A 24,695-nucleotide genomic window follows, 5' to 3' on the forward strand; every position below is an offset into this window, starting at 1 on the left:
TGGGTGGTGGCGCAGCTGGGACAGAGTATGGATGGCCGCATTGCCACGGAAAGCGGCCACTCCCACTACATCAACGGCCATGAAAGTTTGGTTCACCTGCATCGTCTGCGCGCTTTGGTCGACGCAGTGGTGGTCGGCGCGGGTACCGCCAGCGCCGATAACCCGCAGCTGACCGTGCGCCATGTTAGCGGCACTAACCCGACGCGGGTGGTGCTGGATCCACGCGGCCGCATTCCCAGCGACTTGGCACTGCTGAACACCGATAGCGCCCCGACGCTGCATATCGTGGGGTCTGACGTAAGGTCTGAGCTGCAGGCAACGACGAGCCTGGCCCACGTTGAACGTTGCGTACTGCCCCTGAACGCCAGCGGTCAGTTCGCTCCCCATGGTGTTGTCACCCTGCTGGCCAAGAAGGGCCTGCCGCGGGTGTTGATAGAAGGCGGCGGCATTACGGTGTCTCAGTTTATCGAAGCGGGAACCGTTGATCGACTGCATCTGCTGGTCGCCCCGCTGCTGATCGGCTCCGGTAGGCCAGGGCTGCAAATGACGCCCATCGAGACCCTTGAGAGTGCGCTGCGCCCGCCCGCGCGAACTTTCCGCTGCGGTGACGATACGCTGTTCGATCTGCGACTGCGGGATACTACCGCCTGAAGGTTGCGCTTTTTCACGACGACTCAGCGCCACCCAGATACCCGGTAGGCTCGCCAGCAACACCAGCACCCCGTAAGCCAATGACACCGCCACGCCTTGAGCGGGTGGCAGGCCGACCAGCGCCCAGACCCCGGCAGCGGCGCCTTCACGCAATCCCCATCCGGCTACCGAAAATGGGATCAGCATGGCCAGTAGCAGTACCGGTGTCAGCGCCAGCACTTGCAGCGACGGTAGCTCAACGCCAATCGCCCGAGCCGCACAGACCATTACCAGACCATAGCTCAACACAATCACCAGAGACGAAAGCAACTGCTGGGGCCACACGCCGTGCCGCAACAAACCACGCCTTACATCGCGCGCCAGGGCTTGGCACCAGCTCGGCAGCCTTGTCAGCCCATGGCTAAAACGTTGGCGCAGCAGCAGGCCGCTGGCGATGAGCGCCGCAAGAGCGGCGAATGCGCTTAACCCCACCGCTGTGATCACTGACTCACCCAGCGCGGCATGCCAGAGCGGTGAGAAAAGCAGCGCGGTTAGCGTTAGCATCACCACGGCGACCTGCCCCGAGGCGCGCTCAATAATCACCGCTCGCCAGGCGCGCCCCCTAGACTGCGCTTGAGTGGCATGGCGGTGCGCCCGCCCGGCGTCGCCTAATACACCGCCGGGCAACAGCTGATTGACCAGTAGGGCCAGGTAGTACTCCCGTAGCGCGTAAGCAAACCGCAGCGGTACATCAATAAGACCCGCGGTAAACTGCCAGCGCCAGGCGCAAAGCATGATCTGTAGCGTGCTGATGGCTAACGCCAGCACGACCCACTCCGCGGAGAAACGTTGCACCTCCGCCACAATCGCCTGGGGCTCCACCCACAACGCCACCGCACCCAGCAACGCTATGCTGACCACCATGCGGCGTAGCCATGGGCTTCTCCGCGCCAGCTTTTTATAACAAGCCCCCAGTCGAGTGAACATACCTTGATCCGGCCCCATAGGATTAGGCCTCTTCCCTGGGGTTGGCAAACAGAGGCGTAGCAAACAGGTCGCGGTGCCCCACCCAAATACCCAGTTCGCCATTGGCCACCGCTTGCTGGCGCTGCTGTAACCAGGTGGCAATACGCGCCGCCGCTTCTGGGGCTTGCTCGGTGGCGGCTTCGGCCCAGCCTTCGAGCAGCGCCAACATCAACGGCTGTTGTTCTTGACTGCCAGCAGCGAGCTGCCACGGTGTTTCAGCTTGTTCAATGCGATAATCAGCCCTCTCTAACGCGGCAGCTAATGCCCCGTGCGCCTGCCCGCCTAGTGCATCACCTAAACCTTTATCGCGCTGCTGGTGAGCCATAAACATCGCCTGCAGCCAGCGGTCTTCGTCATCCAGCACCGGCGCGCCTTGGGGGTCAATAAAGTGCCACTCACCGGTCACGCTTAGCGCTATCAGCAGCGCCTGCTGCTGCCCGGCAATGCGAGCCACAAAAGCATCGATCCACTGCTCGGAGACCAGATCCAGCAGCGCCGATGCGGTGACGAGGTGCGCGTCGTCAAGCGGCACCTCAGCAAGCAGTTCCAACGATACGCAGTGCGTCTCAACGGCCACGGGCTGCCCTTGGCTATTGCTTAATCCGGCAGCACGCTGGCGCGCCTGGGCTAACAAAATGGCGTCGTGATCGATCAGCTTCCAGCGCTGTTGGCCATTCAGGCGCGGCGCCAGAAAGCGCATATTACTGCCCCGGCCGCAGCCAAGATCCGCTATCAGCGGCGCCGGAGTACGCGCGCTCAGCCACTCCGCGGCAAGCTCAGCCAAGGGCTGGCTACGGGAATCGACATCAGCCGCCTCCCGCAGCGTCAGCCAGTCGGACGCAAACTGGCTGCCTGGGCGCAAATTTGGAGAATCGGCGGGCGCAGTTAACGCCGCGGCAAACTTGGCCCCCGCTTCTTGCCAGTCGCTTAACGCATCCCGGGCCTGGGCCGCTCCTTGGCGCAGTTGGTGGCGTAGTTTGTCGTCATGGCAAAAACGGCTGAGGGCATCTTGAAGCGCGTCGACGTCACCCGGTTCAACGCTCAAACCAGCGCCTGCAGGCAAGGTATCGCGAAGCGCACCACCGGTAGTGGTAATCACTGGCAGGCCGTGGGCCAGGGCTTCGGTGACCACCATGCCGTAGCCTTCATACCAAGAGGGCAGTACCAGCGCATGGGCGCTGCGATAGGCCGCTTCCAGCGTAGCGCCATCGCACTCGCCGTGAAGCCGTACGCTGTCTTGCAAGCCGTTCTGATCAATCAGTTGCTGTACACGCTGGGTAAAAGTGGCATCCCGAGCGCCACCGTAGCAGTCGCATTGCCAGTGATCGCCGCTAACGCCCGCCAATGCCTTTACCAGAATATCCTGCCCTTTGCGCGGCGTTAACGTTGCCACACATAGCAAACGTAGTAGCTCACCCGGTTCTGCTGCGGGGCTGATCGGCGCCTGAGCAACACCCGGCTCAACCACAGTGACACTGGGATTGAGTGGCATTTCATAGTGGGCCGCCAGCTCCGGTAAGCGCCGGGCGGTAAAGTGACTGGTGACGATAATCCGCGCCACGTGGGCAAGCGCGTTTAACTCGCTGCGATGAAAGCGCTGCTGATCAGCCTCCTCAAGGCCCAATTCATCGCCTAAGGGGTGGTGCAGCAACGCTGTGATTTCCAGCCGCTGGGCATGTTGGGCAACCACCTCCGGCAGCGCTCCCATGGCCAGGCCATCAATCACCACCGCCGCCTGATCGGGAAGCGACGCTAGGGCCTGAGTGAGCGCTTCTGCTGCCTCGGCATCCGCATCAGGAAACGTGCCAGCCAAGCCGACGACGTCAATTTCCCATCCCTGGTCACGCAGGGCCGAGACAATTTGGGCGTCGTAAATATAGCCGCCGGTACGCTGAGCAGGGTCACCGGCAACGATAAGGTTAAACCGCTTACTCATAGAGCGCCTTCATAGCTTGCCCAGGCTACATGGGATTCATGTAGCTTGATCTCCATATGGGTAATCCCTTTGGCGGTGATGCCCATTTTGCCCTCACCAATCGCCTTGGCGAGCTGGTCAAAGATCACCTTGGCCATGAACTCGGTGGTGGTATTTTTACCCGCGAACTCGGGCACTTCATCCAAATTACAGAAGTTGTAACCCGCCAGTACTGATTTTACCGTTTCGCTGGCAAGGCCGATATCGATCACCAGGCCGTCCTCATCCAGCTCGGGGCGCTGAAAAACCACATCGACAACATAGGTAGCGCCGTGGGTACGCTGGGCAGGGCCAAAGATCTCACCATTGAAACTGTGGGCGATCATAAAGTGGTCACGGACACATAAACGAAACATAGAGACTCCAAATGATAAGAAACCTCTGATTAACTATTGCGCTCGACCATACGGCGTTAAAAATCGCCTCAAAATGCTCATTTACAACCCGTAAACTCCGCTTTTTCGTTGATTTTTGCCTTGTCTGGCCTTCGCTCATTACGTTAATCAGAGGCTCCATAAGTAAATAGGTTATGAGAGGTAGCGCAGGCGGTGACAGAGCTCAACGCTACCACGGCCAAACAACTGAGGAGCAAGCGTGGGCAGTTGTGCAAAGTCGCTTTCACCGCTGATTAGCGCATCCAACCGCTCGTCCACCAGCAGGCTCAGCGCTAATTGAAGGCGGCGCTGGTAGTCCCAGCGTGGGCGTAACTTGGGCGGCAGTTGACCTACTTGGCTGGCCTTGAGCGTTAGCCGCTGGGAGTGAAAAGCTCCGCCCAATGGAATCGCAATATCCCCCTGGCCAAACCAGCTCATTTCGATAATGCGCCCTTCGCTGCCCGCTAACGCCAGTGCTTGGCGCAAGCCGGCGGACTGGCCGCTGGCGTGAATCACGCAATCTTGATTATGGAGAGCTTGTTCGGGAGTGCAGAAGGTGGCGCCCAACTGCTCGGCAAGCTGGCGACGCTCAGGGTTAATATCGACTAACTGAACGGTAACACCAGGCACCTGAGCGCACAGGTACGCTACCAGCGCACCGACGACACCGGCGCCCATAATAGTGATTCGCTCACCCAGCATCGGCTCGGCGTCCCACACGCCATTGATGGCGGTTTCCATATTGGCCGCCAAGACGGCACGTTTAGCAGGCACATTGGTGGGTACTTCCAGCACTGCCGAAGCAGGCACAATGTAGTGATCCTGGTGGGGAAACAGGCAAAAAACGGTTTTATCCAGGAGAACGCTTGGCCCCTGCTCAACGCGGCCAACGCTGCAGTAGCCATATTTGACCGGGGCAGGAAACTCACCCGACTGGAAGGGAGCCCGCATGCGCGAGAATTCGCTTTCAGGCACACGACCATTGAACACCAACGATTCGGTGCCGCGGCTGATACCACTGTATAAGGTACGTATACGCACCTCATCCTGGGCGGGAGGACTTAGTTGTTCACGCCTCATCTCGCCTTGTGCTGGGTTGGTCACCCAAAAGGCGGTGGCCCAGGTTTTTTTAGCGGCATTGGGAGCTTTGCCAACATCGTCAAGCGCCGACATGAGCGTTCCTTTTCGTTACGAGCCCACTTGATTCGGGCTCTCTTTCATTCCGTTGAATGTGGCGTGGCACCATTGCGCTGCAAGTTAGGGGTAAGAGACACGCCGTGTGTCTCAGCCCCCGAGTATAATGTGTGGCCATGCATTGCATGGCCTTAGGCAGAACAGTTTTCAATGGTTCACCATCTTCAGCGTAGCGGGTGAAAAGAATATATTCGATTAACCATTTGGAACAATTGAAACTAACCCGTCTATTTCTTGATCTTATGGACAACACTACCTTCTTCTACAAGAATGGTACATATAAAAATAGTTGCATCATTTATTTCAACTGCGGATAGCGACGCCGCTTCGTGAGCCACCATGCCGCTTTTTTCCAACGCTTCTTCTTACACCCTGCCTAAGCGTCTCTATGGCGCTGCAGAACTACTGCTGGGCAGCTTGCTGCTAATTGCTGTAGGCAAAGGCTTACCACTTTTAATGGCTACTCCGGCCAATTGGTGGGTGGCCTTTGCCTTCTACACGTTTATTTCCGCTCTGGTCATCATCTTCTGGCCCCACGGCGCACTGGGTTGGGCTAACCGGGTCACGTTGGTGCGTGCGGTTGTGGTTTCATTAGTGGCAGGTGCGCTCGCCGCCAATGCCTTTGTAGGGGCAATCTGGCAATGGCTGGCGATCGCGGTGATCGCCCTACTGCTGGATGGCGTTGACGGCTGGATAGCCAGGCGCACCAAAAGCCACACCCGATTCGGGGCGCGCTTTGATATGGAGTTGGATGCCCTGCTGATTTTGCTACTGTGCGCAGGTTTGTTGCGGCTGGAATCACTGGGGTTTTGGGTGCTGTTGATAGGCGCAATGCGCTACCTGTTTATCGCCGCCAGTTGGCAGTTCCCGTGGCTTTCAAAGCCGCTGTTTGCAAGCTTTCGCCGTAAAGCCGTTTGTGTCTGGCAGGCGGTGGCGCTACTGCTAGCATTAACGCCACTAACCTCCCACCTTGTTGCCAGCCTGCTGGCCATTAGTGCATTGATCTCATTGCTCTATTCGTTTGGTGTTGACGTGTGGTGGCTGTATCGAAAAACACAGCGCTCCTAGCCCACTGCATCTTGTTAGCAAGCCGCTTGGCGACTCAGGGAAATAACGGTTTGGATAAGCTGTTTCCTCCTGACTATAGTCATTGTTAGGCTATCTTTTCGCCTTTCGTGTACTGGGGAGACTCTTATGGATCACTCAGCAACAGTTCCCCACGGCCCTTCTGAATTCCGCCGCGCACGTGCCCCCATCACGCGATGACTTTGCTACTGTCGAGCGCTCCCCAGGGAGAGCTAGGCACTTATCCTCTTGGAGTTGAGAAGCCACACATGCACAAGCATCAAGAGCTTTTTGATGATCGACGCGCAGCAGGGCGAAAGCTTGCTTATGTATTATCCGACGCGCGTTATGACCTAGTGCTGGCATTACCTCGTGGGGGTGTACCAGTTGCTTACGAGGTAGCGGCAGCACTTAAACTTCCGCTTGATGTGGTCATCGTGCGTAAGATTGGTGCGCCTGGGCAACCCGAGATTGGGCTAGGCGCTGTCGTCGATGGCGACCCACCTCAAGTGCTGTGGACACCGGATTTGCTGCAGATTTTTCAGCCTTCTGAAAGTTATCTGGAAGCTGAAGTACAGCGCCAACTAAGCGAGATAACCCGCCGTCGTCAGACTTATATTGGTAACCAGGCGCCCATTAACGTTAGCGAACGTCACATATTATTGGTGGATGATGGTATCGCCACCGGTGGAACAGCTAAAGCAGCCGCCAGAGCACTACGCCAAGCAGGAGCCGCTTCCGTTACCTTGGCAGTGCCTTTCGCCCCGCAGTCCACGCTGGATGAGTTGGCTACCGAGGTCGACGATTTGATCTGTTTAGCTACTCCCGAGCCATTTATTGCCGTTGGCCTTCACTATCAAGATTTTACCCAAACCAGCGATGACGAAGTGATCTCCCTATTGCAGAAGGCTCACTCTCTTTAACGCATTCTTTGATATAGATTAAAGTACAAAAAAGCCAGCTTTCATACGCAGTGAAAGCTGACTTGTTTAATTGTTGAGGCTTTTATGCGGCCTTAGACAGCCATCGCAGCACACTCATTGGCGCAATGTTGGCACGCTTTGGCGCACTCCTGACAATGCTTAGCATCGTGTTTGGCACACTCATTTCCACACGCTTTACAAATATCAGCACATATCCGACAGATTTCCTTGGCGTATTCACTCCCCTGGGCCATGAAGGAGGCTGCCAAGCGGCATATCTGTGCACATTGACGATCTAAACGGATGCACTCAGCCATCATTTTTACATCATCTTCTTGCAAGCAGGCAGTGGCACAAGAATCACAGTAGATCGCGCAGATATTGCACGCTTCAATACATGGCTTATATTTTTCAAATTCCATCTTTCTACCCTCCTTGTCATCAAACGAGCACTCGGCCTACTCCTGCACAGGCGTGACAAGCCGTATGTTGAGTTCCTGAAGAACTCGTCTAATAGAGTAGAACAGAGAGCTTGCAACACAAGCGCAGCAAGCGGCGTCACTTAACTCTAACACTCCAACCTCAGGCGCTGGTGCCACTCAGCAAGGCTTTCATCGGGGTATTCGTCGAAGCATTTATCTTGGAACTGCCCATTGACCTCGACCCAGTCGGCCCGACTTCCCAGCATCATGTGCGTTTTCCGGGGAGGGGTCGGCAAGTCCGTATCAATCGCCGAAGCGAAAGGGTGTACCAGCTCGGGCCATTCGGGGTCATAAACCCACAGCGACGATGCACAGTGCTTGCAGAAATGCCGCTCTCCCGTGCTCTGCTCCCCCTTAATGAAGGCGCGGTAGACAGTAATATGCTCTTCGCCGCTAACGTTGAGCGTTTTGCTTTCTCCACTGAGGTTGATTGCGTACCCACCCCCGCCAGCCGTTTTGCGGCACACAGAACAGTAACAGCGATTAAAAGGATAGGGGTGGTTTGACTTCACACTGAACGTCACTGCCTGGCAGTGGCATGATCCTTTGAGCAGCATAGTTACCTCCGTTTGCAGCGGTTACCCAAGACAAATATCAAGGTGCGACTGCATGAACCGAGTGCGATCTTAAGTACTCTCTTTAGTACTCTCTTAAGTGCGCTCTCAGGCTCTATCTTAATATCTTAGCTTAGCGCATAGGATCTACGTCGCTTTCAACGGGGATAATTGACGCTGTTTGTGAGTCAATGCATCAGCGTTCAGGCTTTAAGGCTTGGAGCAATTCAGCCACGGCCATCTCCCCTTCGGGCTCGTCAAACGCTTGTGCCAGCGAAGCTTGTACATAGCTCAAAAAACGAATGGCGGCGGGGGGTAAGCGGCGTTGCCGTCTGACCACAAAGTGCCAACGACTTTTCAGCGGAAAGCCCTGCAACGGCAGCTCTTGGACGCCGTTGGGCGAATCTGCAACAACGTGGCGAGACAGCACCGCTAGGCCCATGTTTGACGCCACCGCTAGCCGAATAGCCTCGTTACTGGCGATCTGCTGGGTAGAGCGTAGCTCAATACCCGCACTGTACAGCCAGGCTTCAAAGGTATGCCGAGTCGCAGAGCCCGGTTCGCGCAGCAGAAATCGCTCCTCTTTGAGTGCGTCCATGCTGAGACCTTCTAGGCCTGCCCAGCGGCAATGCTGCGGCCCCACCACTACCAATGGATTGCTCAGAAAAGGCGCGGCTAACACATCGTCATCAATGGGCGGGTGGCTAAATACGTAGATATCATCCTCATGGCGCTCAAAACGATTGAGCATCTGCTGGCGATTACCTATCTCCACCGTGACATCTACCTGGGGGTTAGCCTGACCAAACGGCCCTAACAGCCGTGGCAGTACATATTGCGCGGTGTTCACCAAGCCGATACTGAAGTGTCCGCGCCCTCCGCTGTTGTACTCCTCCAGGTACTGACTAAACACATCAGCACGGCTAAGCAAGTCCTGGCTGAGTTGATAAAGCGCCTGACCAACCTCAGTGGGCACCAGGCGCCCTTCCTCGTGGCGCACAATCGGTTCACCGACAATTTCTCTCAGCCGCTTTAGCTGCTGAGACACCGTGGGTTGGGTCAGGTGGAGCCGATTTGCCGTGGCCGTCAGTGAGCCTGTGCGAACCACGTCGGCATAGACCTGTAGCAAGCGAAAAGTGAGTTGTCGTACTTTCATAGCCAGATCCATAGATAATCATCTATGACTATATAAATCTTATTTGTTTTCATCAATCTCTTTGGATCGCTAAAGTAACTGCTTTAAAACCCATCAAGGAGATTGTCCGTGCCGGATATTGTGGTGATGTTTTTTGTGCTAGGTGTGGTTGCCGGTGTGGTGCGCTCCGATCTCAGTATTCCCAAAGCCGCTTATGACATATTGAGCCTACTGCTGATGCTGACCATTGGCCTTAAAGGCGGCATGGCGCTGCATGGCAGTTTGAGCATATCGCTGTTGGTCGAGTTATCTGGCGTCACTCTGCTGGGGATCATCATTCCACTGCTTATCTTTCCGGTGGTTCACTATTTAGTACGGCTATCCATCGCCGACAGCGCCAGCCTTGCAGCCCACTACGGCTCCGTCAGCGCCGGTACGTTCGCCGTGGCCCTGGCGTATACCGAAGCGCATAGCCTAATAACAGGTGGGCAGGTGACGCTTTACCTGGTACTGCTCGAACTACCGGCCATCATGCTGGGCCTGTTGCTCTACCGGCGCTTCAGCCGTAAAAAGGCCGCTGACACAACGTCAGAGCCGATCAAAACTTCCGGGCTGTGGCACGAGACTCTGACCAATCGCGGTGTAATCCTGTTGGTGGGCGGTGTGCTTATTGGCTGGCTATACGGCCCAAATGCAGGTGAGTCAGTCACCGGGCTGTATACCAAAGCCTTCCATGGCATTCTGGCGCTGTTCCTGTTGGAGATGGGCTTGGTCGCGGCAGAAACACTGCGCAGCCTGCGCTGGGGGCACAGCCGTCTGATTATATTCGCGCTCGCGGCACCTATCGTGCTTTCCTGCTTTGGCCTGCTAATGGCGTACTGGCTAGGGCTACCCGCTGGCTCAGCGGTTATTCTAGCCAGCCTTTCCGCCAGTGCCTCTTACATTGCCGCCCCCGTTGCTATTCGCGCCGCCATTCCAGATGCCAACATTGGCCTTGCCATGCTGGCATCTTTGGGGCTTACCTTCCCTTTTAACGTGTTAATGGGCATTCCTCTCTATCATCAACTTTGGGCATGGCTGGTAGGATGAGGTGAAGTGTCCAACGTAGCGCTGTGATGGCTGACCAATGGGCCAGACAGTTTACGCAGCGCCACGTAGAACACCGGCGTAAGGAACAAACCAAACAGGGTGACGCCGATCATGCCAGCAAACACCGCAGTTCCCAGCGCCGCCCGCACCTCGGCGCCTGCGCCGGTGGCAACTACCGAAGGCAACACCGCCGCGGTGAAGGCAATCGAGGTCATGATGATCGGCCGCAGCCGCAGTCGGCAGGCTTCCAGGGCCGCTTCCACTACGCCCTTGCCCTGCAGTTCCAGCTCCCGGGCGAATTCCACGATCAGGATGGCATTCTTGCACGCCAAGCCAATCAGCACCACCAGCCCCACCTGCACGAAGATGTTGTTGTCACCCCCACCAAACCAGACACCAATCAACGCCGCCAGCATCGACATGGGCACAATCAGAATCACCGCCAGCGGTAGCGTCCAGCTCTCGTAGAGGGCCGCTAACACCAGAAATACCAGCAGAATCGACAGCGGGAAGACCACCAGCGCCGCATTCCCTTGAGTGGATTGCTGGTAGCTCAGGTCAGTCCACTCCAGCGCCATGCCCGGCGGCAGCACCTCTTCCGCCAGAGCGTTGATGGCGTCCATCGCCTGGGCGGAAGAAAGCACGCGGGGGTCAAATTCGCCGGCTAGGTCTGCTGCTGGGTAGCCGTTGTAGCGCAGCACCGGGTCTGGCCCAAAGGTTTGCGTGATGTTCACCATCGTGCCGATAGGCACCATTTCTCCCTGGTCGTTGCGGGTGCGCAGGCGGGCGATATCTTCCACGCTGCTCCGGTAGGGAGCGTCCGCCTGGGCGATCACCTGCCAAGTGCGCCCAAAGCGATTGAAGTCATTCACATAGGTCGAGCCAAGATAGGTCTGCAGAGTGTCGAACAGCTCGGTCAACGGCACGCCCTGAGCCTTGGCCCTCAGCCGATCCACCTCGGCATCCAGCTGCGGCACGTTGGATTGATAGCTGCTGATCGGAAAGCCCATTCCCGGCGTTTGCGAAATAGCCCCCTGGAGCTGGTTCACCGCCTGCTGCAGCGCCCCATAGCCAAGATTGCCGCGATCCTCGATGAACAGCTGGAAGCCCGACCCATTGCCTAGCCCCAGAATCGGCGGTGGCATGAAGGAGAATGCGAAGCCTTCTTTCAGGCCGCCAATGCCCTGATTAATGCGGGCGTTTATCTCCGCAGCGCTGAGGCTGCGCTCACCAAAGGCGCTGAGGGTTAGAAAGGCTACCCCGGTGTTGGAGGTATTAGTGAACTGCAGCGCGTTCAGGCCGGGAAAGGCGATGGCGTGCTCCACACCTTCGGTTTCCATGGCGATGTCCACGACGTCCTGAAGCATCTGGTCGGTTCGCTCCAGCGACGCCCCTTCCGGCAGGATGACGCCGGCAATCAAGTAGAGTTTGTCCTGCACCGGTATAAAACCCGGTGGCACCGCCTTGAACATCACGCCAGTGCCTAGTAACAGTAGTGCGTAGACCACAAAGACCGCACCACGATGCTTTAGGGAGCGGGCCACGCCTCCTTGGTATTTGTTGGAACTGGCATTAAAGAAACGGTTGAAAGGGCGGAAAATCCAGCCGAACAGCTTATCGATCACTCGGGTGAGGAGATCTTTAGGCGCGTCATGGGGCTTGAGTAGCATCGCTGCCAACGCAGGCGATAGGGTCAGCGAGTTGATGGTGGAGATCACCGTGGAGATGGCAATCGTCACCGCAAACTGACTATAGAATTGACCGGTCACCCCCGACAGAAAGGCCATGGGGATAAACACCGCGCACAGCACCAGCCCCACCGCGATGATAGGCCCGGAGACTTCTCTCATGGCCTGATGGGCGGCGGCCTGAGGTTTTAGGCCCTCCTCAATGTTCCGCTCCACGTTTTCCACCACCACGATGGCGTCGTCCACCACGATACCGATGGCCAACACCAGGCCAAACAGGGTCAGCGTGTTAATGGAGTAACCCAGTAGGTAGAGCGCGCCAAAGGTGCCTATCACCGAGACCGGTACCGCAAGCAATGGGATGATGGAAGCACGCCAGGTCTGCAGGAACAGCGTGACCACCAACACCACCAGCAGCACGGCTTCAAGTAAAGTGGCTATCACTGACTTTATAGAGTCATTAACAAAGATCGTAGTGTCGTAGACGGCTTCGTACTCAACACCTTCCGGGAACTGCTCGGACAGCTCCTCCATGGTAGCGATCACCTGCTCTCGGATATCCAGCGCATTGGCACCCGGTGCCTGGAATATTCCCACACCCACCGCGTTGTTGCCGTCCAACTGCGAGCGCAGCGTATAGTCCCCGGCGCCCATTTCCAGCCGGGCCACATCCGAAAGCCTGAGTATCTCGCCGCCCTCGCCGCGCTTCAGCACGATGTCGCCAAACTCCTCTACTGTTTCCAGCCGCCCTTGGGCGTTGATCAGGGTGAGGAAATCACTATCTTCAATGGGCTCAGCTCCCAACTGCCCGGCGGAGACCTGTACATTTTGTTCACGCATGGCCCCCACCACATCACTGGCCGTCAGGCCACGGGCAGCTATTCGATCAGGATCGAGCCACGCCCGCATGGCGTAGTCCCCTCCGCCGAAGATTTGCGCGTCCCCGATCCCTTCGAGCCGGGCCAGCCGGTCACGGACATTCAGTCGCACATAGTTGCGCAGGTAGAGGGTGTCGTATTCACCGCTGGGCGAGGTCAGGTGAACGACCATCAGAAACGTTGGCGACTGCTTCTGGGTGGTGACGCCTTGCCGACGCACGGCTTCCGGCAGTCGGGCTTCCGCTTGGCTGACGCGGTTCTGCACCCGAACGGCGGCCTGCTCAGCATCGGTACCAGGGCGGAAGGTGACGGTCATTTGCAGCACACCGTCAGAGCCCGCCACGGACTTGAGGTACATCATATCCTCAACGCCGTTGATGGCTTCTTCCAGTGGCGTGGCGACCGTTTCGGCGATCTCCTTCGGGTTAGCGCCGGGGTAGACCGTGCGAACGACCACTGATGGCGGCACCACGTCGGGGTACTCGCTAATGGGCAGGTTGGGTATGGAGATCAGCCCCACCGCTAGAATAATGATCGACAGCACCGCTGCAAAAATCGGTCGATCCACAAAGAAACGCGAGAAATTCATGGCGGTCTAGTCCTCCCTGGCAGCAATGGCGGGTTGGGCGTCAGCAGCCGGGGCGGCGGGCACCGTTTGGGGGCTCACTTCCATACCCGGCATGAAGACTTTTTGCACCCCGTTGACGATCACCCGGTCGCCGGCAGCAAGCCCTTCGCTGATGACCGTGCGTTCATCCACCCGGCGCCCTGTGTCGACCGGGCGACGCTGGGCGAGGTTGTTCTCATCCACCACGTAGACGTAGCGGCGATCCTGGTCGGTCAGGACCGCCTTGCCATCCACCAGCAACGCTTGGTCCAACCGCGCGACCGGCATTTCGACCCGCGCAAACTCCCCGGGCCGAATGCGGCCATCCGGGTTGTCCAGCACTGCCCTGAATTGCAGGGTACCGGTGTTGGGGTTCAAGCGGTTGTCGATAAAGTCCAGGGTGCCTTTGTACTGGCGCTGCGGGTCGCCGCCCAGCTCGATATTCAGGTTGTTCGATGCTTCACCGGTGAGAAGTGTCTGGCTGGCAAACGCGGCCTGCTCGTCGGCCTCGAAGTAGACGTGTATCGGATCGATGCTCACCAGCGTGGTCAGAAGGCTCTGGTCGGCGCTGGCCAGGTTACCGCGAGTGACCATCGCCCGACCGACGCGGCCACTGACCGGTGCTGTAATGCGGGTGTATTCAAGGTCAAGCTCGGCGGTCTGCAACGCTGCCTCGGCGGCATCGACCATGGCACGAGCGTTACTCAGGGCCGATTGACGCTGGTCATGCACTTCCTGGGAAATGGCCTGACGCCCCAGCAACACCCGGGCGCGTTCAGCTTCACTGCCAGCCTGAGCCTGCTGGCTCCTGGCCTGGGCAAGATCCGCTTGGGCGGCGTTAACACGGGCCTGGTATGGGCGTGGATCGATCAAGAACAGCAGATCTCCCAGCTCTACCAGCTCTCCCTCCTCGAAGGCAACTTCCTGGATATAGCCGCTGACTCGCGACCTTAATTCAACCGTTTCAGCCGCTTCCACCCGCCCGGTGAATGACTCACTCAACACCACCGGCTGAGCGGTCACTTCTGCCACCTCGACTTCTGGGGGTGGCGGGGGCGATGCAGAAGCCGCCTCCTCACTCTTGGCTTCACAGCCGGTAAGCAAGGCCATCAGCAGCAGGAACAGGAATATCGCCCGGCTGCTTGCAAAGCGGGTTCTTAGAGACAGACTTCCCATGATTACTTGCTCCAGTGGCTATCGGACGCCGATAGCAGCATTCGTTATATAACGCCTCACCGCGTTGGCGGTTGGCATTTAATTAGTCGGTTCAGCACGATCCATTTCGACATTGCCCTGCGGCTTCCACCGTGAGGGGGCGCCTCGCCTCAGATCGGCAGCGTTCTTGAAAGACGCTCTGGTCATACGGAGGACAGGCAAGCCCGCAGCACCAGGCTGCGGGCTTAGCGCCCATCAGACGCTACCTACAATAGGCGGTACGAGCGCGAGGGAGGTATCGTGTTCCTGCGGAAAGCTTGCCTGTTTCTGTCACGGGCAGAGAGCGGCCCAATAAGCAGGCCCAATCAAACAAACGAACGATTTTCGGACTTGCACAGCATGACGGTCAGGTGACAGCTGATGCGGGTTGTCGATTTCTACGGGGTACTTGCCTGATCCTGCAGAATCAAATGAAAAAGCCTACGATTTATAAATCGAAGGCATATACTGCGAACTAATAGGGAGGAAAGCCATTGACCACTATCTTGCCTGAGCAGATTGTCCAGCTCAGCGACAACCTGTCGCAACAGTTAATCAGCGTTGCCCGTCGCTGGAGCCCACTTGAAGAGCTTCAGGATACGGCGATTGCCGAAGTGCAACTGGTGCGCGCTGACGCCCCTACCAGCTTTCACTGTGCGGTATACGAGCCGTGCCTGTGTTTTGTCATTCAAGGCAGCAAGACCGTGCTACTAGGTGACAAGGAGATCGTCTACACCGGGCCCAGCTACATGGGTAGCGCCGTTTACCTACCGGTGGTAGGCAGGATTGACCATGCCACCCCGGAAAAGCCCTACTTGGCGGTAAAAGTCTCGGTGGATCCCCAGGAGGTAGCAGGACTGATACTGGAACTGGGCGACACAGCGCCGCCCGCGGGAAATGATACTATCTGCTCCGAGACGGACTGCGGATTAAAATCGGCCCCCATGGATGCACGCATGCAGGGTGCACTTTATCGATTGTTGAGCCTGCTCGACTCCCCGGAAGACATCAAGGTGCTTTCCCCCTTGGCCCGTCGGGAGTTGATCTATCGGGCACTCATGGGTGCCATGGGGCCTCACATGCGCCGGTTTGCCGCCTCCGACTCCCAGGCCAACCGGATTGCGCGGGTCATCTATGCGCTTAAAGAGCGCTACACGCAACCGCTCAAGATCCGTGAACTGGCAGCAACCGCCAACATGAGTGAATCGACGCTTTACCATAGCTTCCGGCAAGTCACACGCATGTCGCCCCTGCAGTACCAGAAGAAACTTCGCCTGCACGAGGCCCGACGACTCATGCTGGCCGAGGGGCTCGAGGCGGCCACCGCCAGCTACCGGGTAGGTTATGAAAGCCCTTCCCACTTTAGCCGCGAATACAGCCGCATGTTCGGCGCGCCACCCCGAGCTGATGTCATTCAACTGCGGGCAGCGGGAACAGCACCGCAGACTGCATGACTTCCAGTGTAATCGGCTTCTGGTTTTCCCGATGATTCTGATAACGGCTATTTAGTCTTTTATAACTTCAAGCCACTTAATATTGAATTATTGCAACTAAATCACCAGCAACAATAACGCTATAGATGACTATAAACCCTTAACCTTAAAAGCACATCACAATGTCATTAAACATGACAAACACAATAGGTTCACATCTTTCGCACAAGCCGCAAAAAGTATATTAAAAGCAAACAAAATCAGCTAACACACACATTGTTAGCCAAGGCTATATTAGTTCACTATTACAAACTTTATTTTTAAGACTCTGTCTTGTTTGTTTAATAAATCGTGGTAGGATTCATCGCTATTGAATACCCGACTTTTACACTCAAGCATAGTATTACTACTCTGCCACTGGGTAAATGTGCGCGGTACTTTTCCAGCGAGCGAGTTCACACTCCATGACACCGATTACCCTGCTGTTTCTGGCCGTATCCATGTCGGCGGATGCCTTCGCCGCCTCCATCAGCAAAGGCGCCGAGCTGCAAAAGCCACAGTATCGTCACGCCATCGGGATTGGCCTGGTCTTTGGTGTGATCGAAGCCATTACCCCGGTACTCGGCTGGGTAGCGGGCAAGGCATCTCAGCAGTATGTGCAAGCCTGGGATCACTGGGTGGCCTTTACCCTGCTGACGCTTATCGGCCTTCACATGATGCATGCCGGGCTCAAAAAGGAAGACAAGATAGAGCACCGCAAACAGACGCTCTGGTTATTGGTGTTGACCGCCACTGCTACCAGCATTGATGCCATGGCTGTGGGCGCCAGCCTCGCCTTTATCGATGCCAATATCATCGCCACCAGCCTAGCTATCGGCCTCGCTACTACGGTAATGGCCTCTATAGGCACTTTTCTGGGCAATAAGCTTGGCAAGTTCGTCGGTCACTGGGCAGAACTTATCGGCGGTATTGTGCTAATCGGAATTGGCTTAGCAGTATTGGCCGAGCACACAGCTTTTTTTAATGCTTAACCAGCAATTTATAACCTTGACCTCTTTTAAACCTGAAAGTCTTTCTTAAGCGATTGAGCTTTTACACATGAAGCTGCCGTAAAAGAAAAGCTTGAGAAAAACCTATTTACTTAACTAAAGACTAAAGCTGCGGTAGCTGGTCAGCCAAGTGGCGTAATTTATCCGGATTACGCACAACGTAAAGTGCCTGGATACGACTATCCACGACCTCCAGAGTCATGACCTGAGGTAGCCCATCGTGTTCGATCGTTAACCACCCCGGAAGCCCATTGACAATTACATGACTTACCCAGCAAGGGTTGGATGACGTCGACTTGTGGGCCAAGCCTGCAAAGAACCGGCTTATTTTATCTGCGCCGATAATGAGTCTGCGTACAGCAACTCTCTTGCCGCCTCCATCGGCATGCAGCGTCGCGCTGCCGCTCAACAAAGCCTTCAATTCGGTGACGTCGCCACTGCGTGCTGCTTCAAAGAAGCGTTGGGTCAGTTGGCTGTGCTCTCCAGCCGCCACCTGATAGCGCGGGCGTGCGGCCCGCACCTTTTTTCGAGCCCGGCTGGCAAGTTGGCGACAGCTTGTTTCACTACGTTCGAGGCTGATGGCGACCTGACCAAAATCCAGCCCGAACACATCGTGCAGTAGGAAAGCAGCCCGTTCCAAAGGCGACAGCCGCTCCAGCGCCAGCATCAGGGCGAAAGAGACATCGCTGGCTAGCGCCTCGGGGTCTACCGGAGTATCCAGCGTTTCCACCAGCGGTTCAGGCAACCAGGGGCCCACATAAACCTCCCGTTGCCGATGAGCTACCCTAAGGCGGTCAAGACAAAGCCGGCTGGTGACGGTGGTCAGATAGGCACGCACATCGTTCACCGAAAGGTGGTCAGCATCATGCCAGCGCAGGTAGGCATCCTGTACCACATCCTCCGCTTCGCTCACCGAACCCAGCATTCGATAGGCGATACCGGTCAGATAACGGCGCCAGTGATTAAACTGGCGCGCGAATTGTTCCGTCATGGTGCCTGACTCCCGCTACTCAAGAACGGCGGTCGCGTCAACTTCAAACAACATACCATCCAGCGCTAACCGCGGTACCGGCACAAGTGTTTGCGCAGGCAGCGCATCGCCAAAGGTCTCCTTCACATAGCGGGTCATAACCTCCAACATCGAAGGATCATAATTGACGACATAGGTGTTAATACGAGTAACCTGTTGCGGGCTCGCATCAAGTTCTTGCAACACAGTTCTAAGGTTGCGATAAGCTTGGGCAACTTGATCCGCAAACGACTCAGGCAGTACTCCCTGGGCATTTTCGCCTCCCTGACCGGCAATGCAGGCAACCCGGCTGCCTCCGCTGGCAACCACCGCGTGGCTATAGCCGTTAGGTGCAGGATCATAAAGTTCATCAGAATTGACGATGGTTGTTGTCACTCCACCTGCGTGAGCTGTGTTCAGCGCCATAGCGATAATTCCCCATTTAAAGCGTTTGATGATGCAACAAAACATATCACTACCCCTCAGCTCTGATCACTGACGGCTTTGGGTTTCATTCGGATGAAGCGAACGAAACCCCACACTAATGCGGTTCCAGACGTTAATCGCTCCAATCAGTAAGGTAAGGTCAACGAACTCTTTCTCGGTAAAATTCGCCACGCCCTGCTCGTAATCCTTCGTAGGAGCGCCTGTGTCGGGTAGCTTTGTCAATGCCTCGGTCCAGGCCAACGCCGCCCGTTCCCTTGGCGTATAGAGAGTGGACTCGCGCCAGGCAGACAGCAGGTAAAGGCGTGCCTCGCTCTCACCCGCTGCGCGGGCATCGCTGGTGTGCATATGCAGGCAAAATGCACAGCCATTGATCTGAGAGGCGCGTGTTTTAACTAGCTCAATCAGACTAAATTCCAGTCCACAGTGGCGAACGTACTCCTCTAGCTTAGTCATCGCGGCAATGCCTTCTGGAGAGGCTTTAAAGGCGTTCAGGCGTGTTTCCATTGTCTTGCTCCTCTGTTTTACATGGAGTGGAAAGCTATCCACCGGTCGTTCTACAGAGGTAGACGGAACAGCCTTAATGTTTGTGACATGGTGAGAAATAATTTAGAAAATAAAACGCCTGGGAGACGAGGAGTACGCCAAAGCATTGGCTAGTGGCCAGGGCATTTCGGATACTTATCGCTATCTCCCCTACCCTGTGGGCCACTCAATCACTCTCTTTTCCAACGGCTTTCACATGCCGTAGAGTAACGGCTGATATCAACGCAAGCGCCAAAAGGGTGGCGCCACTTACTGCGGCGGCCATATTCATACCTTGCGTAAACGCAGACTGGGCTTGCTCAAGTATCCCATCGGGAAGTCGTTCAGCAACTGACGTTGTTGCCCACAAACTTTCTCCCAGTGCACGCGAGACATCGTCTGGCACCCCATCAGGAATCACACCGGCAATCTGCACGCGATACAACAGGGTCGCCATGCTGCCGAGAAGTGCTACGCCTAGTGCCACCCCCAACTCTTGAACCATCTCGGACATCGACGATGCAGACCCGGTTTTTTCCGGAGGTGCAGACCCTACCACCAAGTCTGTGCCCAGCGCGGCGATGGTACCCAGCCCCAGGTATACCAGTGAAAATCCGATTACGACCTGGAGTACCTGAACGGAGAGTGGGTCTACTTGAGCCAGAAAACCACAACCGATGCTTGAAAGCATAAGCGCTAAAGCAATAACAAACGCTGGCCGAATTCGGCGCGCAAAGATAGGGGCAAGGATACCGGCTAGTACCATCATCAGCGCTGGCGGCCCCATCCACAACCCAGCAATCAGCGGCGTGTAGCCCGCCACTAGCTGAAGATATTGGGTAACTAAGAACATCATTCCCGCCACGCCCACCAGCCCTATCAGGAGTATAAAAAGGGCGGCAGTGAAGGTTTTACTGGCAAACAGTTTGAGATCAAGCAGTGGATCGAGAAGCTGCTTTTGGCGACGCACAAAGAACAGTGTTCCCACTACGCCTAGTGCGAGAGTAACCAATACCAGTGGCGTCAATCCTGCTTTAGAGAACTCCTTTATGGCATAGATACTTGGCAAAATTGCTATCAACAGCAACAGGACACTCAAAAGATCCAGACGGCCTGCCTGTGGGTTACGGTACTCCGGCAGGAGTAATGGGGCAGTTAACAACAGTATGATGACGATGGGCACGGCAATTAGGAAAGCGGCTCCCCACCAAAAGGGTGCTAACAGCAACCCACCGACCACCGGGCCTAACGCCATACCCAGTGCGAACATGGTTGCCCATATACCGATCGCCAGTGCCCGCTGGTGCAAATCAAAAAACATATTGCTAATCAGGGCCAACGTAGAAGGCATCAGGGTTGCTCCGGCAATACCCAGTGCTGCCCGCGCCACAATGAGCCACTCGGCATTGGGTGCATAAGCTGCAAACACCGACGCGACCGCAAACGCAGAGGCTCCCATCATCAGTAGCCGACGTCGGCCAATCCGATCCCCTAGCGTGCCCATAGTGATCAGAAAACCGGCGATCATGAAGCCATAGGCGTCCATAATCCACAGCGCCTGGGTACTGCTTGGCTGTAGCTCTACCGCCAGGGCTGGAAGCGCCAAGTAGAGAATAGTTACATCGAGCCCAAGCAGCATGGTGGGCAGTGCCAATACCGCAAGCCCCGCCCACTCTTTAAGGCCAGCCTTGTTATAAGGCCGTCCTCCTGCAACCGTATAGAGAGGGGTGTGAACATCACAATTGAATGACATGTAGCCTCCGACTTCATCATGGAAGCAGGCATTCTCAGACACTCAATATGGGGTTACAATATAGCCAATTATCCTATTACCAAAGGTAATAGCATGTCGAATCATAGGCTTGAACGAACACAGAGTGATCTCACCGAATTCATGCTGCGGCATCGTCGCAAATTGACGCCCGCGGACGTTGGACTTCCCACCAGCGGGCGAAGGCGTACACCGGGCCTAAGGCGAGAAGAGGTTGCGGCGCTTGCTGGGGTAGGACTGACTTGGTACACGTGGTTTGAGCAGGGCCGTGACATTAAGGTCTCCGAACGCTTCCTGCTCAATATCTCCCGTGCCCTGAAACTGGATGACGCCGAGTGCTGTCATCTTTTTCTGTTGGCACACCGCCGAGCGCCGCCAGCAGAAGCGTATCAAGAGCAGAGCATATCTCCCCGGATACGATCGCTGATGGATGATCTCTCTCGCCCTAGCTACGTCATGAATCTGCGCTGGGATGTTATTGGCTGGAATGCGCAGGCCGATAAGCTACTTCAGTTCAGCAGCCGAGAGGCGTCTGAACGCAACCTGCTAAGGATGGTATTTACCGCCCCCGATCTACGCCGACGACTTCCTGACTGGCAACTGGATGCCTCGCATATGCTGGCGCAGTTTCGTTGTGACTTAGCTGTCGCCCCTGAAGACCCGATCATGCAAACGCTGATCGACGAGCTTTGTCAGTTATCTCCAGACTTTCGGCGCTGGTGGGAAGCTTCAAGTATGGAAGGCTACCATCGAGGAATCAGCAGCCTCCTCGATACAGAGGGCGGGCATCATACTTATACCCATGAGACGCTAATCGTTGATGAGCACCGTCATCTCAAGATGGTTGTTTACTTCGACAGCTAAATCGTTCCTATGCCATCTTCTTTCACGGAATATTGAAGAGAAGACTCAACCGTCACACGGTCTCTGCTTCACGCGCCTCACTCGGCGGGTGGCCAATAATGCGTTTGAACGCGCGACTGAATGAGGCTTCGGAGTCATAGCCAAGCCGGTTCGCGGCCACGGCGATGCGCATATTGTCCCGCGCTATCCACTGTCGAGCCTGAAACATCTTTACCCGCGCCACATACTTGGCGGGAGTCACCCCTAACATCCGGCTGAACTTATCGTTAAAGCTTGAGCGCGAAGCTCCCATGACATCCGCTAACTCGGCGACTGACCAATCGCGCTCCGGCTGCGTATGGATGGCTACCAGCACCTTGCCGAGTTGTGGGCAGCGCACGGCTGCAATCCAGCCGCTAGAGTCGCTGCAGGCACACTCAATCCAAGCACGAATAATAGTGGCGGCCAGCACATCGGCCAAACGGGCAAGTATGCCGCAGGCACCGATTCGATCCAGGCTAATTTCTCGCTCCATTGCCTCCAATAAGGCAGGTACCGAGGGATCACGTTTAGCCAAATCGCTAGCGCGCATCATGTCAGGCATTATCGCAATCAGAGGGTGTAGCGGGTCGAGATTGAAGTGCATGGCGCCACAAAAAAGCACATCCGGCTCAATATCACTCTCTTTTGACTCACTGTTCACCAGATAAATATTCTCGGAGACCGGCCTACGAGCCAACGTAGCCTTATCCACTGCAGGCACGTCCTGCGAGCTGGCCATTACGTAGGACGCTCCACGCGGAAAGAGCACCGCATCGCCAGCGTTCAGGTATGTCCACTCGGTTGTCTCGGTACGCAACCAACACCCGCCTTGAGCCACAAAAAGAAAAAGTGCTGCTGGCTGGGCAGAGGTTGCGACGGCCCAAGGGGCGCGCAGCAGGCAGCGCCCATACTCCACGCCCTCAAGGCGCAGGCCGAGCAGAATTTCAGTTAAGGTGTCGCGCATATTAATGAACCCGGTTTGGACAAATAGTCATGCTTTACGGATTTTATATCATAGAAAAGCCAAACCCTTAATTTTACACTGCAGCTTCAACTAACACTTTAGTAGGCCTGCAATGAACGACACTACTTGCTCCGCCAGCCCGTCATTACTAACGGCAACACCCACCGCTGAACCTACCTCAGCCAATTGGATGGGCATTGTCAGCCTCGCGCTGGGGGTTTTTGGTTTAGTGACTGCCGAATTTTTACCGGCCAGCCTGCTGACGGCCATGGCAGCGGATCTCAACATCTCCGTTGGCGCCGCGGGCCAAGCGGTCACGGCTACTGCTGCAGTAGCTGCGCTTGCCGCGCTAACAATCCCACTTCTGACCCGCAATTTTGATCGTAGGTTTGTGCTGCTTGGTTTATCGCTGCTGCTCGTCGTTTCCAACGTCTTGGCGGCAACGGCGAATAGCTTTTTTGTTTTAATTTTTGCTCGAGTACTGCTGGGAATTGCCTTGGGAGGGTTCTGGTCGATGGCCGCTGCCCTGGCAATGCGCATGGTGCCCGACAATCTGTTTGCACGCGCCATGTCTATTGTTTTGACCGGCGTGTCTGTCGCTACCGTTTGCGCAGCCCCTCTGGGCGCCTATATTGGTGGTCTCTGGGGGTGGCGCAGTGCGTTTATTGCCGCTAGTTGCCTTAGTCTAGTGACGCTCGTGACTCAGCTTTTCGTCATTCCTGCCATGCCGCCAAAAGACAACCCAAGCCTGCGCACTCTCTTCCAACTGCTCACACGCACGCAGGTTCGCGTTGTGCTGTTAGCCGTAGTGCTGATGATTTCAGGCCATTTTGCCGGATTTACCTACATACGACCGCTCCTTGAAGAGGTGGCGCAGCTATCCGTCAGTGCAATCTCTGCGGTACTACTCGGCTTTGGCATTGGTGGTTTTTTTGGCAATTTCGCCGGTGCATTTATCGCGGAGCGTAGCGAGCGCAACGCCATTATGTTTGGTGGGGCACTCATTATTGCGATCACCATTACGCTACTGTTCGCGGGTAGTTTGGCCAGCGTTACTGCCGTGTCTATCGCACTGTGGGGGTTTGCTTTCGGCGCTTTTCCCATCGGATTTCAAACCTGGATAGTTCGTGCCGCGCCGGATCAAGTTGAAGCTGCAGGGGGCTTGATAGTTGCCGCCTTTCAGGTTGCTATCGCCAGTGGCGCTATAGGCGGCGGCATACTAGTGGATTACCTCGGCGCGCTGGGTGGGCCCCTATTAGCCCTGATCACTACCAGCCTGGGAACCCTGCTTGTGCTGTCATTTGGGCCACGCTCACAAAGCCCGGCCTGATAGCAAGAGAGCCGGGAGTAGTGAGACTTCCCGGCTCCTCAGTTGACTAGACCACCCAGCGGAAATGCGGTGATTCAAGCGTTACATGCCTCTTGCAGTTCCCGTTACCCACTGTTCATCACCGTTCAATATCGCACAGGAAACTCTCCAGAATGGCACGGCTTTGGGCCAGTTTGGCTGCTTTCTGGTCGGCAAACTCAATTTGTTCGTGCAAGACATTGCGTAGTTCGTCACAGGGCTCGAAGACTGGGCCCTCCCCTCTCACACACGGTAGGAATTGCTTGATGGTTGCCAGAGTCATGCCTGCTGAACCGAGCAGTTTGATCCGCTCGACAGTGCGAATCTCACCCTGCCCGTAATGACGGTACCCATTGGTGGCGCGCGTTGGCTTAAGCAAACCTTCCGCTTCATAGTAGCGCAGCATGCGAATGCTTACTCCGGTGCGTTTTGCCAGCTCGCCTATTTTCATTT

The 24,695-nt window shown here is 56.1% G+C and carries 22 protein-coding genes and 1 pseudogene; 8 read left to right on the forward strand and 15 right to left on the reverse strand.

What is annotated here, in order from left to right; translation table 11 throughout:
- Positions 1–27: 27 nt before the first annotated feature.
- Positions 28–651, forward strand: a complete 624-nt coding sequence (locus K7H09_RS09395) for a RibD family protein (protein WP_230804535.1) — start codon at positions 28–30, stop codon at positions 649–651.
- A gap of 57 nt (positions 652–708) precedes the next feature.
- On the opposite strand, the pseudogene K7H09_RS09400 reads toward K7H09_RS09395, so the two are convergent.
- From K7H09_RS09400 to K7H09_RS09415, 4 genes and pseudogenes are all read right to left on the reverse strand, one after another.
- Positions 709–1,719, reverse strand: a pseudogene (locus tag K7H09_RS09400) (lysylphosphatidylglycerol synthase transmembrane domain-containing protein); the annotation flags it as partial.
- The gene (locus K7H09_RS09405; protein ID WP_141439687.1) at positions 1,640–3,592 is read right to left on the reverse strand and encodes a glycosyltransferase; all 1,953 of its coding nucleotides are present in this window, start codon (positions 3,590–3,592) and stop codon (positions 1,640–1,642) included. The gene K7H09_RS09405 and the pseudogene K7H09_RS09400, both read right to left, overlap by 80 nt.
- Positions 3,589–3,987 carry a 6-pyruvoyl trahydropterin synthase family protein gene (locus K7H09_RS09410; protein ID WP_027959807.1) on the reverse strand — a complete coding sequence of 133 codons (399 nt, stop codon included), beginning with the start codon at positions 3,985–3,987 and terminating at the stop codon, positions 3,589–3,591. Before K7H09_RS09410 ends, K7H09_RS09405 begins: the two co-directional genes overlap by 4 nt.
- A gap of 171 nt (positions 3,988–4,158) precedes the next feature.
- A complete protein-coding gene (locus tag K7H09_RS09415) occupies positions 4,159–5,178 on the reverse strand; it encodes a zinc-dependent alcohol dehydrogenase (RefSeq protein ID WP_141439688.1) in 1,020 nt (339 codons plus the stop codon).
- Between the two features lie 360 nt (positions 5,179–5,538).
- Between K7H09_RS09415 and K7H09_RS09420 the strand changes: the two genes are divergently transcribed.
- Together K7H09_RS09420 and K7H09_RS09425 are read left to right on the forward strand one after the other, a co-directional pair.
- Positions 5,539–6,267, forward strand: a complete 729-nt coding sequence (locus tag K7H09_RS09420) for a CDP-alcohol phosphatidyltransferase family protein (RefSeq protein ID WP_041157840.1) — start codon at positions 5,539–5,541, stop codon at positions 6,265–6,267.
- A 266-nt stretch (positions 6,268–6,533) separates the two neighbouring features.
- On the forward strand, positions 6,534–7,187 hold the full coding sequence (locus K7H09_RS09425) for a phosphoribosyltransferase (protein ID WP_230804487.1): 654 nt from the start codon (positions 6,534–6,536) through the stop codon (positions 7,185–7,187).
- Positions 7,188–7,279: 92 nt separating this feature from the next.
- Here K7H09_RS09425 and K7H09_RS09430 read toward each other — a convergent pair whose 3' ends face one another.
- The 3 genes from K7H09_RS09430 to K7H09_RS09440 form a co-directional block, all read right to left on the reverse strand.
- A complete protein-coding gene (locus K7H09_RS09430; RefSeq protein ID WP_230804488.1) occupies positions 7,280–7,609 on the reverse strand; it encodes a four-helix bundle copper-binding protein in 330 nt (109 codons plus the stop codon).
- 146 nt (positions 7,610–7,755) lie between these two features.
- Positions 7,756–8,226 (reverse strand): GFA family protein, encoded by a 471-nt coding sequence (locus K7H09_RS09435; RefSeq protein WP_041157837.1) that lies wholly within the window; start codon positions 8,224–8,226, stop codon positions 7,756–7,758.
- Between the two features lie 193 nt (positions 8,227–8,419).
- Positions 8,420–9,379, reverse strand: a complete 960-nt coding sequence (locus K7H09_RS09440) for a LysR family transcriptional regulator (protein WP_230804490.1) — start codon at positions 9,377–9,379, stop codon at positions 8,420–8,422.
- A 108-nt stretch (positions 9,380–9,487) separates the two neighbouring features.
- Between K7H09_RS09440 and K7H09_RS09445 the strand changes: the two genes are divergently transcribed.
- Positions 9,488–10,447, forward strand: coding sequence for a sodium-dependent bicarbonate transport family permease (locus K7H09_RS09445; RefSeq protein WP_027959812.1), 960 nt, complete (start codon positions 9,488–9,490; stop codon positions 10,445–10,447).
- On the opposite strand, the gene K7H09_RS09450 is transcribed toward K7H09_RS09445, so the two are convergent.
- Positions 10,420–13,602: an efflux RND transporter permease subunit gene (locus tag K7H09_RS09450; RefSeq protein ID WP_141439690.1), complete on the reverse strand. Its 3,183-nt coding sequence runs from the start codon at positions 13,600–13,602 to the stop codon at positions 10,420–10,422. The genes K7H09_RS09445 and K7H09_RS09450 overlap by 28 nt on opposite strands.
- 6 nt (positions 13,603–13,608) lie before the next feature.
- On the reverse strand, positions 13,609–14,796 hold the full coding sequence (locus K7H09_RS09455; RefSeq protein WP_041157834.1) for an efflux RND transporter periplasmic adaptor subunit: 1,188 nt from the start codon (positions 14,794–14,796) through the stop codon (positions 13,609–13,611).
- 512 nt (positions 14,797–15,308) lie between these two features.
- Between K7H09_RS09455 and K7H09_RS09460 the strand changes: the two genes are divergently transcribed.
- On the forward strand, positions 15,309–16,268 hold the full coding sequence (locus K7H09_RS09460) for an AraC family transcriptional regulator (protein ID WP_022520552.1): 960 nt from the start codon (positions 15,309–15,311) through the stop codon (positions 16,266–16,268).
- A 443-nt stretch (positions 16,269–16,711) separates the two neighbouring features.
- Complete coding sequence (locus K7H09_RS09465; protein WP_230804492.1) at positions 16,712–17,278, forward strand: manganese efflux pump MntP; 567 nt, start codon at positions 16,712–16,714, stop codon at positions 17,276–17,278.
- Positions 17,279–17,399: 121 nt separating this feature from the next.
- Here K7H09_RS09465 and K7H09_RS09470 read toward each other — a convergent pair whose 3' ends face one another.
- From K7H09_RS09470 to K7H09_RS09485, 4 genes are all read right to left on the reverse strand, one after another.
- Positions 17,400–18,287 carry a sigma-70 family RNA polymerase sigma factor gene (locus K7H09_RS09470; RefSeq protein WP_230804494.1) on the reverse strand — a complete coding sequence of 296 codons (888 nt, stop codon included), beginning with the start codon at positions 18,285–18,287 and terminating at the stop codon, positions 17,400–17,402.
- A 15-nt stretch (positions 18,288–18,302) separates the two neighbouring features.
- Entirely contained in the window at positions 18,303–18,731 is a 429-nt protein-coding gene (locus K7H09_RS09475; RefSeq protein ID WP_230804496.1) for a RidA family protein, read from the reverse strand.
- 66 nt (positions 18,732–18,797) lie between these two features.
- Positions 18,798–19,256 carry a carboxymuconolactone decarboxylase family protein gene (locus K7H09_RS09480; RefSeq protein WP_230804498.1) on the reverse strand — a complete coding sequence of 153 codons (459 nt, stop codon included), beginning with the start codon at positions 19,254–19,256 and terminating at the stop codon, positions 18,798–18,800.
- A gap of 205 nt (positions 19,257–19,461) precedes the next feature.
- Entirely contained in the window at positions 19,462–21,027 is a 1,566-nt protein-coding gene (locus K7H09_RS09485) for an MFS transporter (protein WP_230804500.1), read from the reverse strand.
- 93 nt (positions 21,028–21,120) lie between these two features.
- Here K7H09_RS09485 and K7H09_RS09490 point away from each other — a divergent pair, with 93 nt between their 5' ends.
- Positions 21,121–21,909: a helix-turn-helix transcriptional regulator gene (locus K7H09_RS09490; protein WP_022520558.1), complete on the forward strand. Its 789-nt coding sequence runs from the start codon at positions 21,121–21,123 to the stop codon at positions 21,907–21,909.
- Between the two features lie 52 nt (positions 21,910–21,961).
- On the opposite strand, the gene K7H09_RS09495 is transcribed toward K7H09_RS09490, so the two are convergent.
- Positions 21,962–22,894 carry an AraC family transcriptional regulator gene (locus K7H09_RS09495; RefSeq protein WP_022520559.1) on the reverse strand — a complete coding sequence of 311 codons (933 nt, stop codon included), beginning with the start codon at positions 22,892–22,894 and terminating at the stop codon, positions 21,962–21,964.
- Positions 22,895–23,006: 112 nt separating this feature from the next.
- Between K7H09_RS09495 and K7H09_RS09500 the strand changes: the two genes are divergently transcribed.
- Entirely contained in the window at positions 23,007–24,224 is a 1,218-nt protein-coding gene (locus tag K7H09_RS09500) for an MFS transporter (protein ID WP_190373723.1), read from the forward strand.
- 118 nt (positions 24,225–24,342) lie between these two features.
- Here K7H09_RS09500 and K7H09_RS09505 read toward each other — a convergent pair whose 3' ends face one another.
- Positions 24,343–24,693 (reverse strand): MerR family transcriptional regulator, encoded by a 351-nt coding sequence (locus K7H09_RS09505; RefSeq protein WP_022520562.1) that lies wholly within the window; start codon positions 24,691–24,693, stop codon positions 24,343–24,345.
- Positions 24,694–24,695 lie beyond the last annotated feature (2 nt).

Origin of the sequence: Halomonas sp. IOP_14, assembly GCF_021021315.1 — a bacterium.
GTDB classification, from domain to species: Bacteria; Pseudomonadota; Gammaproteobacteria; order Pseudomonadales; family Halomonadaceae; genus Vreelandella; species Vreelandella titanicae.

Coding starts and splice junctions, on each gene's coding strand:
- K7H09_RS09395 (WP_230804535.1), top strand. CDS start 28: ATGGATGGCCGCATTGCCACGGAAAGCGGCCACTCCCACTACATCAAC.
- K7H09_RS09405 (WP_141439687.1), bottom strand. CDS start 3,592: ATGAGTAAGCGGTTTAACCTTATCGTTGCCGGTGACCCTGCTCAGCGT.
- K7H09_RS09410 (WP_027959807.1), bottom strand. CDS start 3,987: ATGTTTCGTTTATGTGTCCGTGACCACTTTATGATCGCCCACAGTTTC.
- K7H09_RS09415 (WP_141439688.1), bottom strand. CDS start 5,178: ATGTCGGCGCTTGACGATGTTGGCAAAGCTCCCAATGCCGCTAAAAAA.
- K7H09_RS09420 (WP_041157840.1), top strand. CDS start 5,539: ATGCCGCTTTTTTCCAACGCTTCTTCTTACACCCTGCCTAAGCGTCTC.
- K7H09_RS09425 (WP_230804487.1), top strand. CDS start 6,534: ATGCACAAGCATCAAGAGCTTTTTGATGATCGACGCGCAGCAGGGCGA.
- K7H09_RS09430 (WP_230804488.1), bottom strand. CDS start 7,609: ATGGAATTTGAAAAATATAAGCCATGTATTGAAGCGTGCAATATCTGC.
- K7H09_RS09435 (WP_041157837.1), bottom strand. CDS start 8,226: ATGCTGCTCAAAGGATCATGCCACTGCCAGGCAGTGACGTTCAGTGTG.
- K7H09_RS09440 (WP_230804490.1), bottom strand. CDS start 9,379: ATGAAAGTACGACAACTCACTTTTCGCTTGCTACAGGTCTATGCCGAC.
- K7H09_RS09450 (WP_141439690.1), bottom strand. CDS start 13,602: ATGAATTTCTCGCGTTTCTTTGTGGATCGACCGATTTTTGCAGCGGTG.
- K7H09_RS09455 (WP_041157834.1), bottom strand. CDS start 14,796: ATGGGAAGTCTGTCTCTAAGAACCCGCTTTGCAAGCAGCCGGGCGATA.
- K7H09_RS09465 (WP_230804492.1), top strand. CDS start 16,712: ATGACACCGATTACCCTGCTGTTTCTGGCCGTATCCATGTCGGCGGAT.
- K7H09_RS09470 (WP_230804494.1), bottom strand. CDS start 18,287: ATGACGGAACAATTCGCGCGCCAGTTTAATCACTGGCGCCGTTATCTG.
- K7H09_RS09475 (WP_230804496.1), bottom strand. CDS start 18,731: ATGGCGCTGAACACAGCTCACGCAGGTGGAGTGACAACAACCATCGTC.
- K7H09_RS09480 (WP_230804498.1), bottom strand. CDS start 19,256: ATGGAAACACGCCTGAACGCCTTTAAAGCCTCTCCAGAAGGCATTGCC.
- K7H09_RS09485 (WP_230804500.1), bottom strand. CDS start 21,027: ATGTCATTCAATTGTGATGTTCACACCCCTCTCTATACGGTTGCAGGA.
- K7H09_RS09490 (WP_022520558.1), top strand. CDS start 21,121: ATGTCGAATCATAGGCTTGAACGAACACAGAGTGATCTCACCGAATTC.
- K7H09_RS09495 (WP_022520559.1), bottom strand. CDS start 22,894: ATGCGCGACACCTTAACTGAAATTCTGCTCGGCCTGCGCCTTGAGGGC.
- K7H09_RS09500 (WP_190373723.1), top strand. CDS start 23,007: ATGAACGACACTACTTGCTCCGCCAGCCCGTCATTACTAACGGCAACA.
- K7H09_RS09505 (WP_022520562.1), bottom strand. CDS start 24,693: ATGAAAATAGGCGAGCTGGCAAAACGCACCGGAGTAAGCATTCGCATG.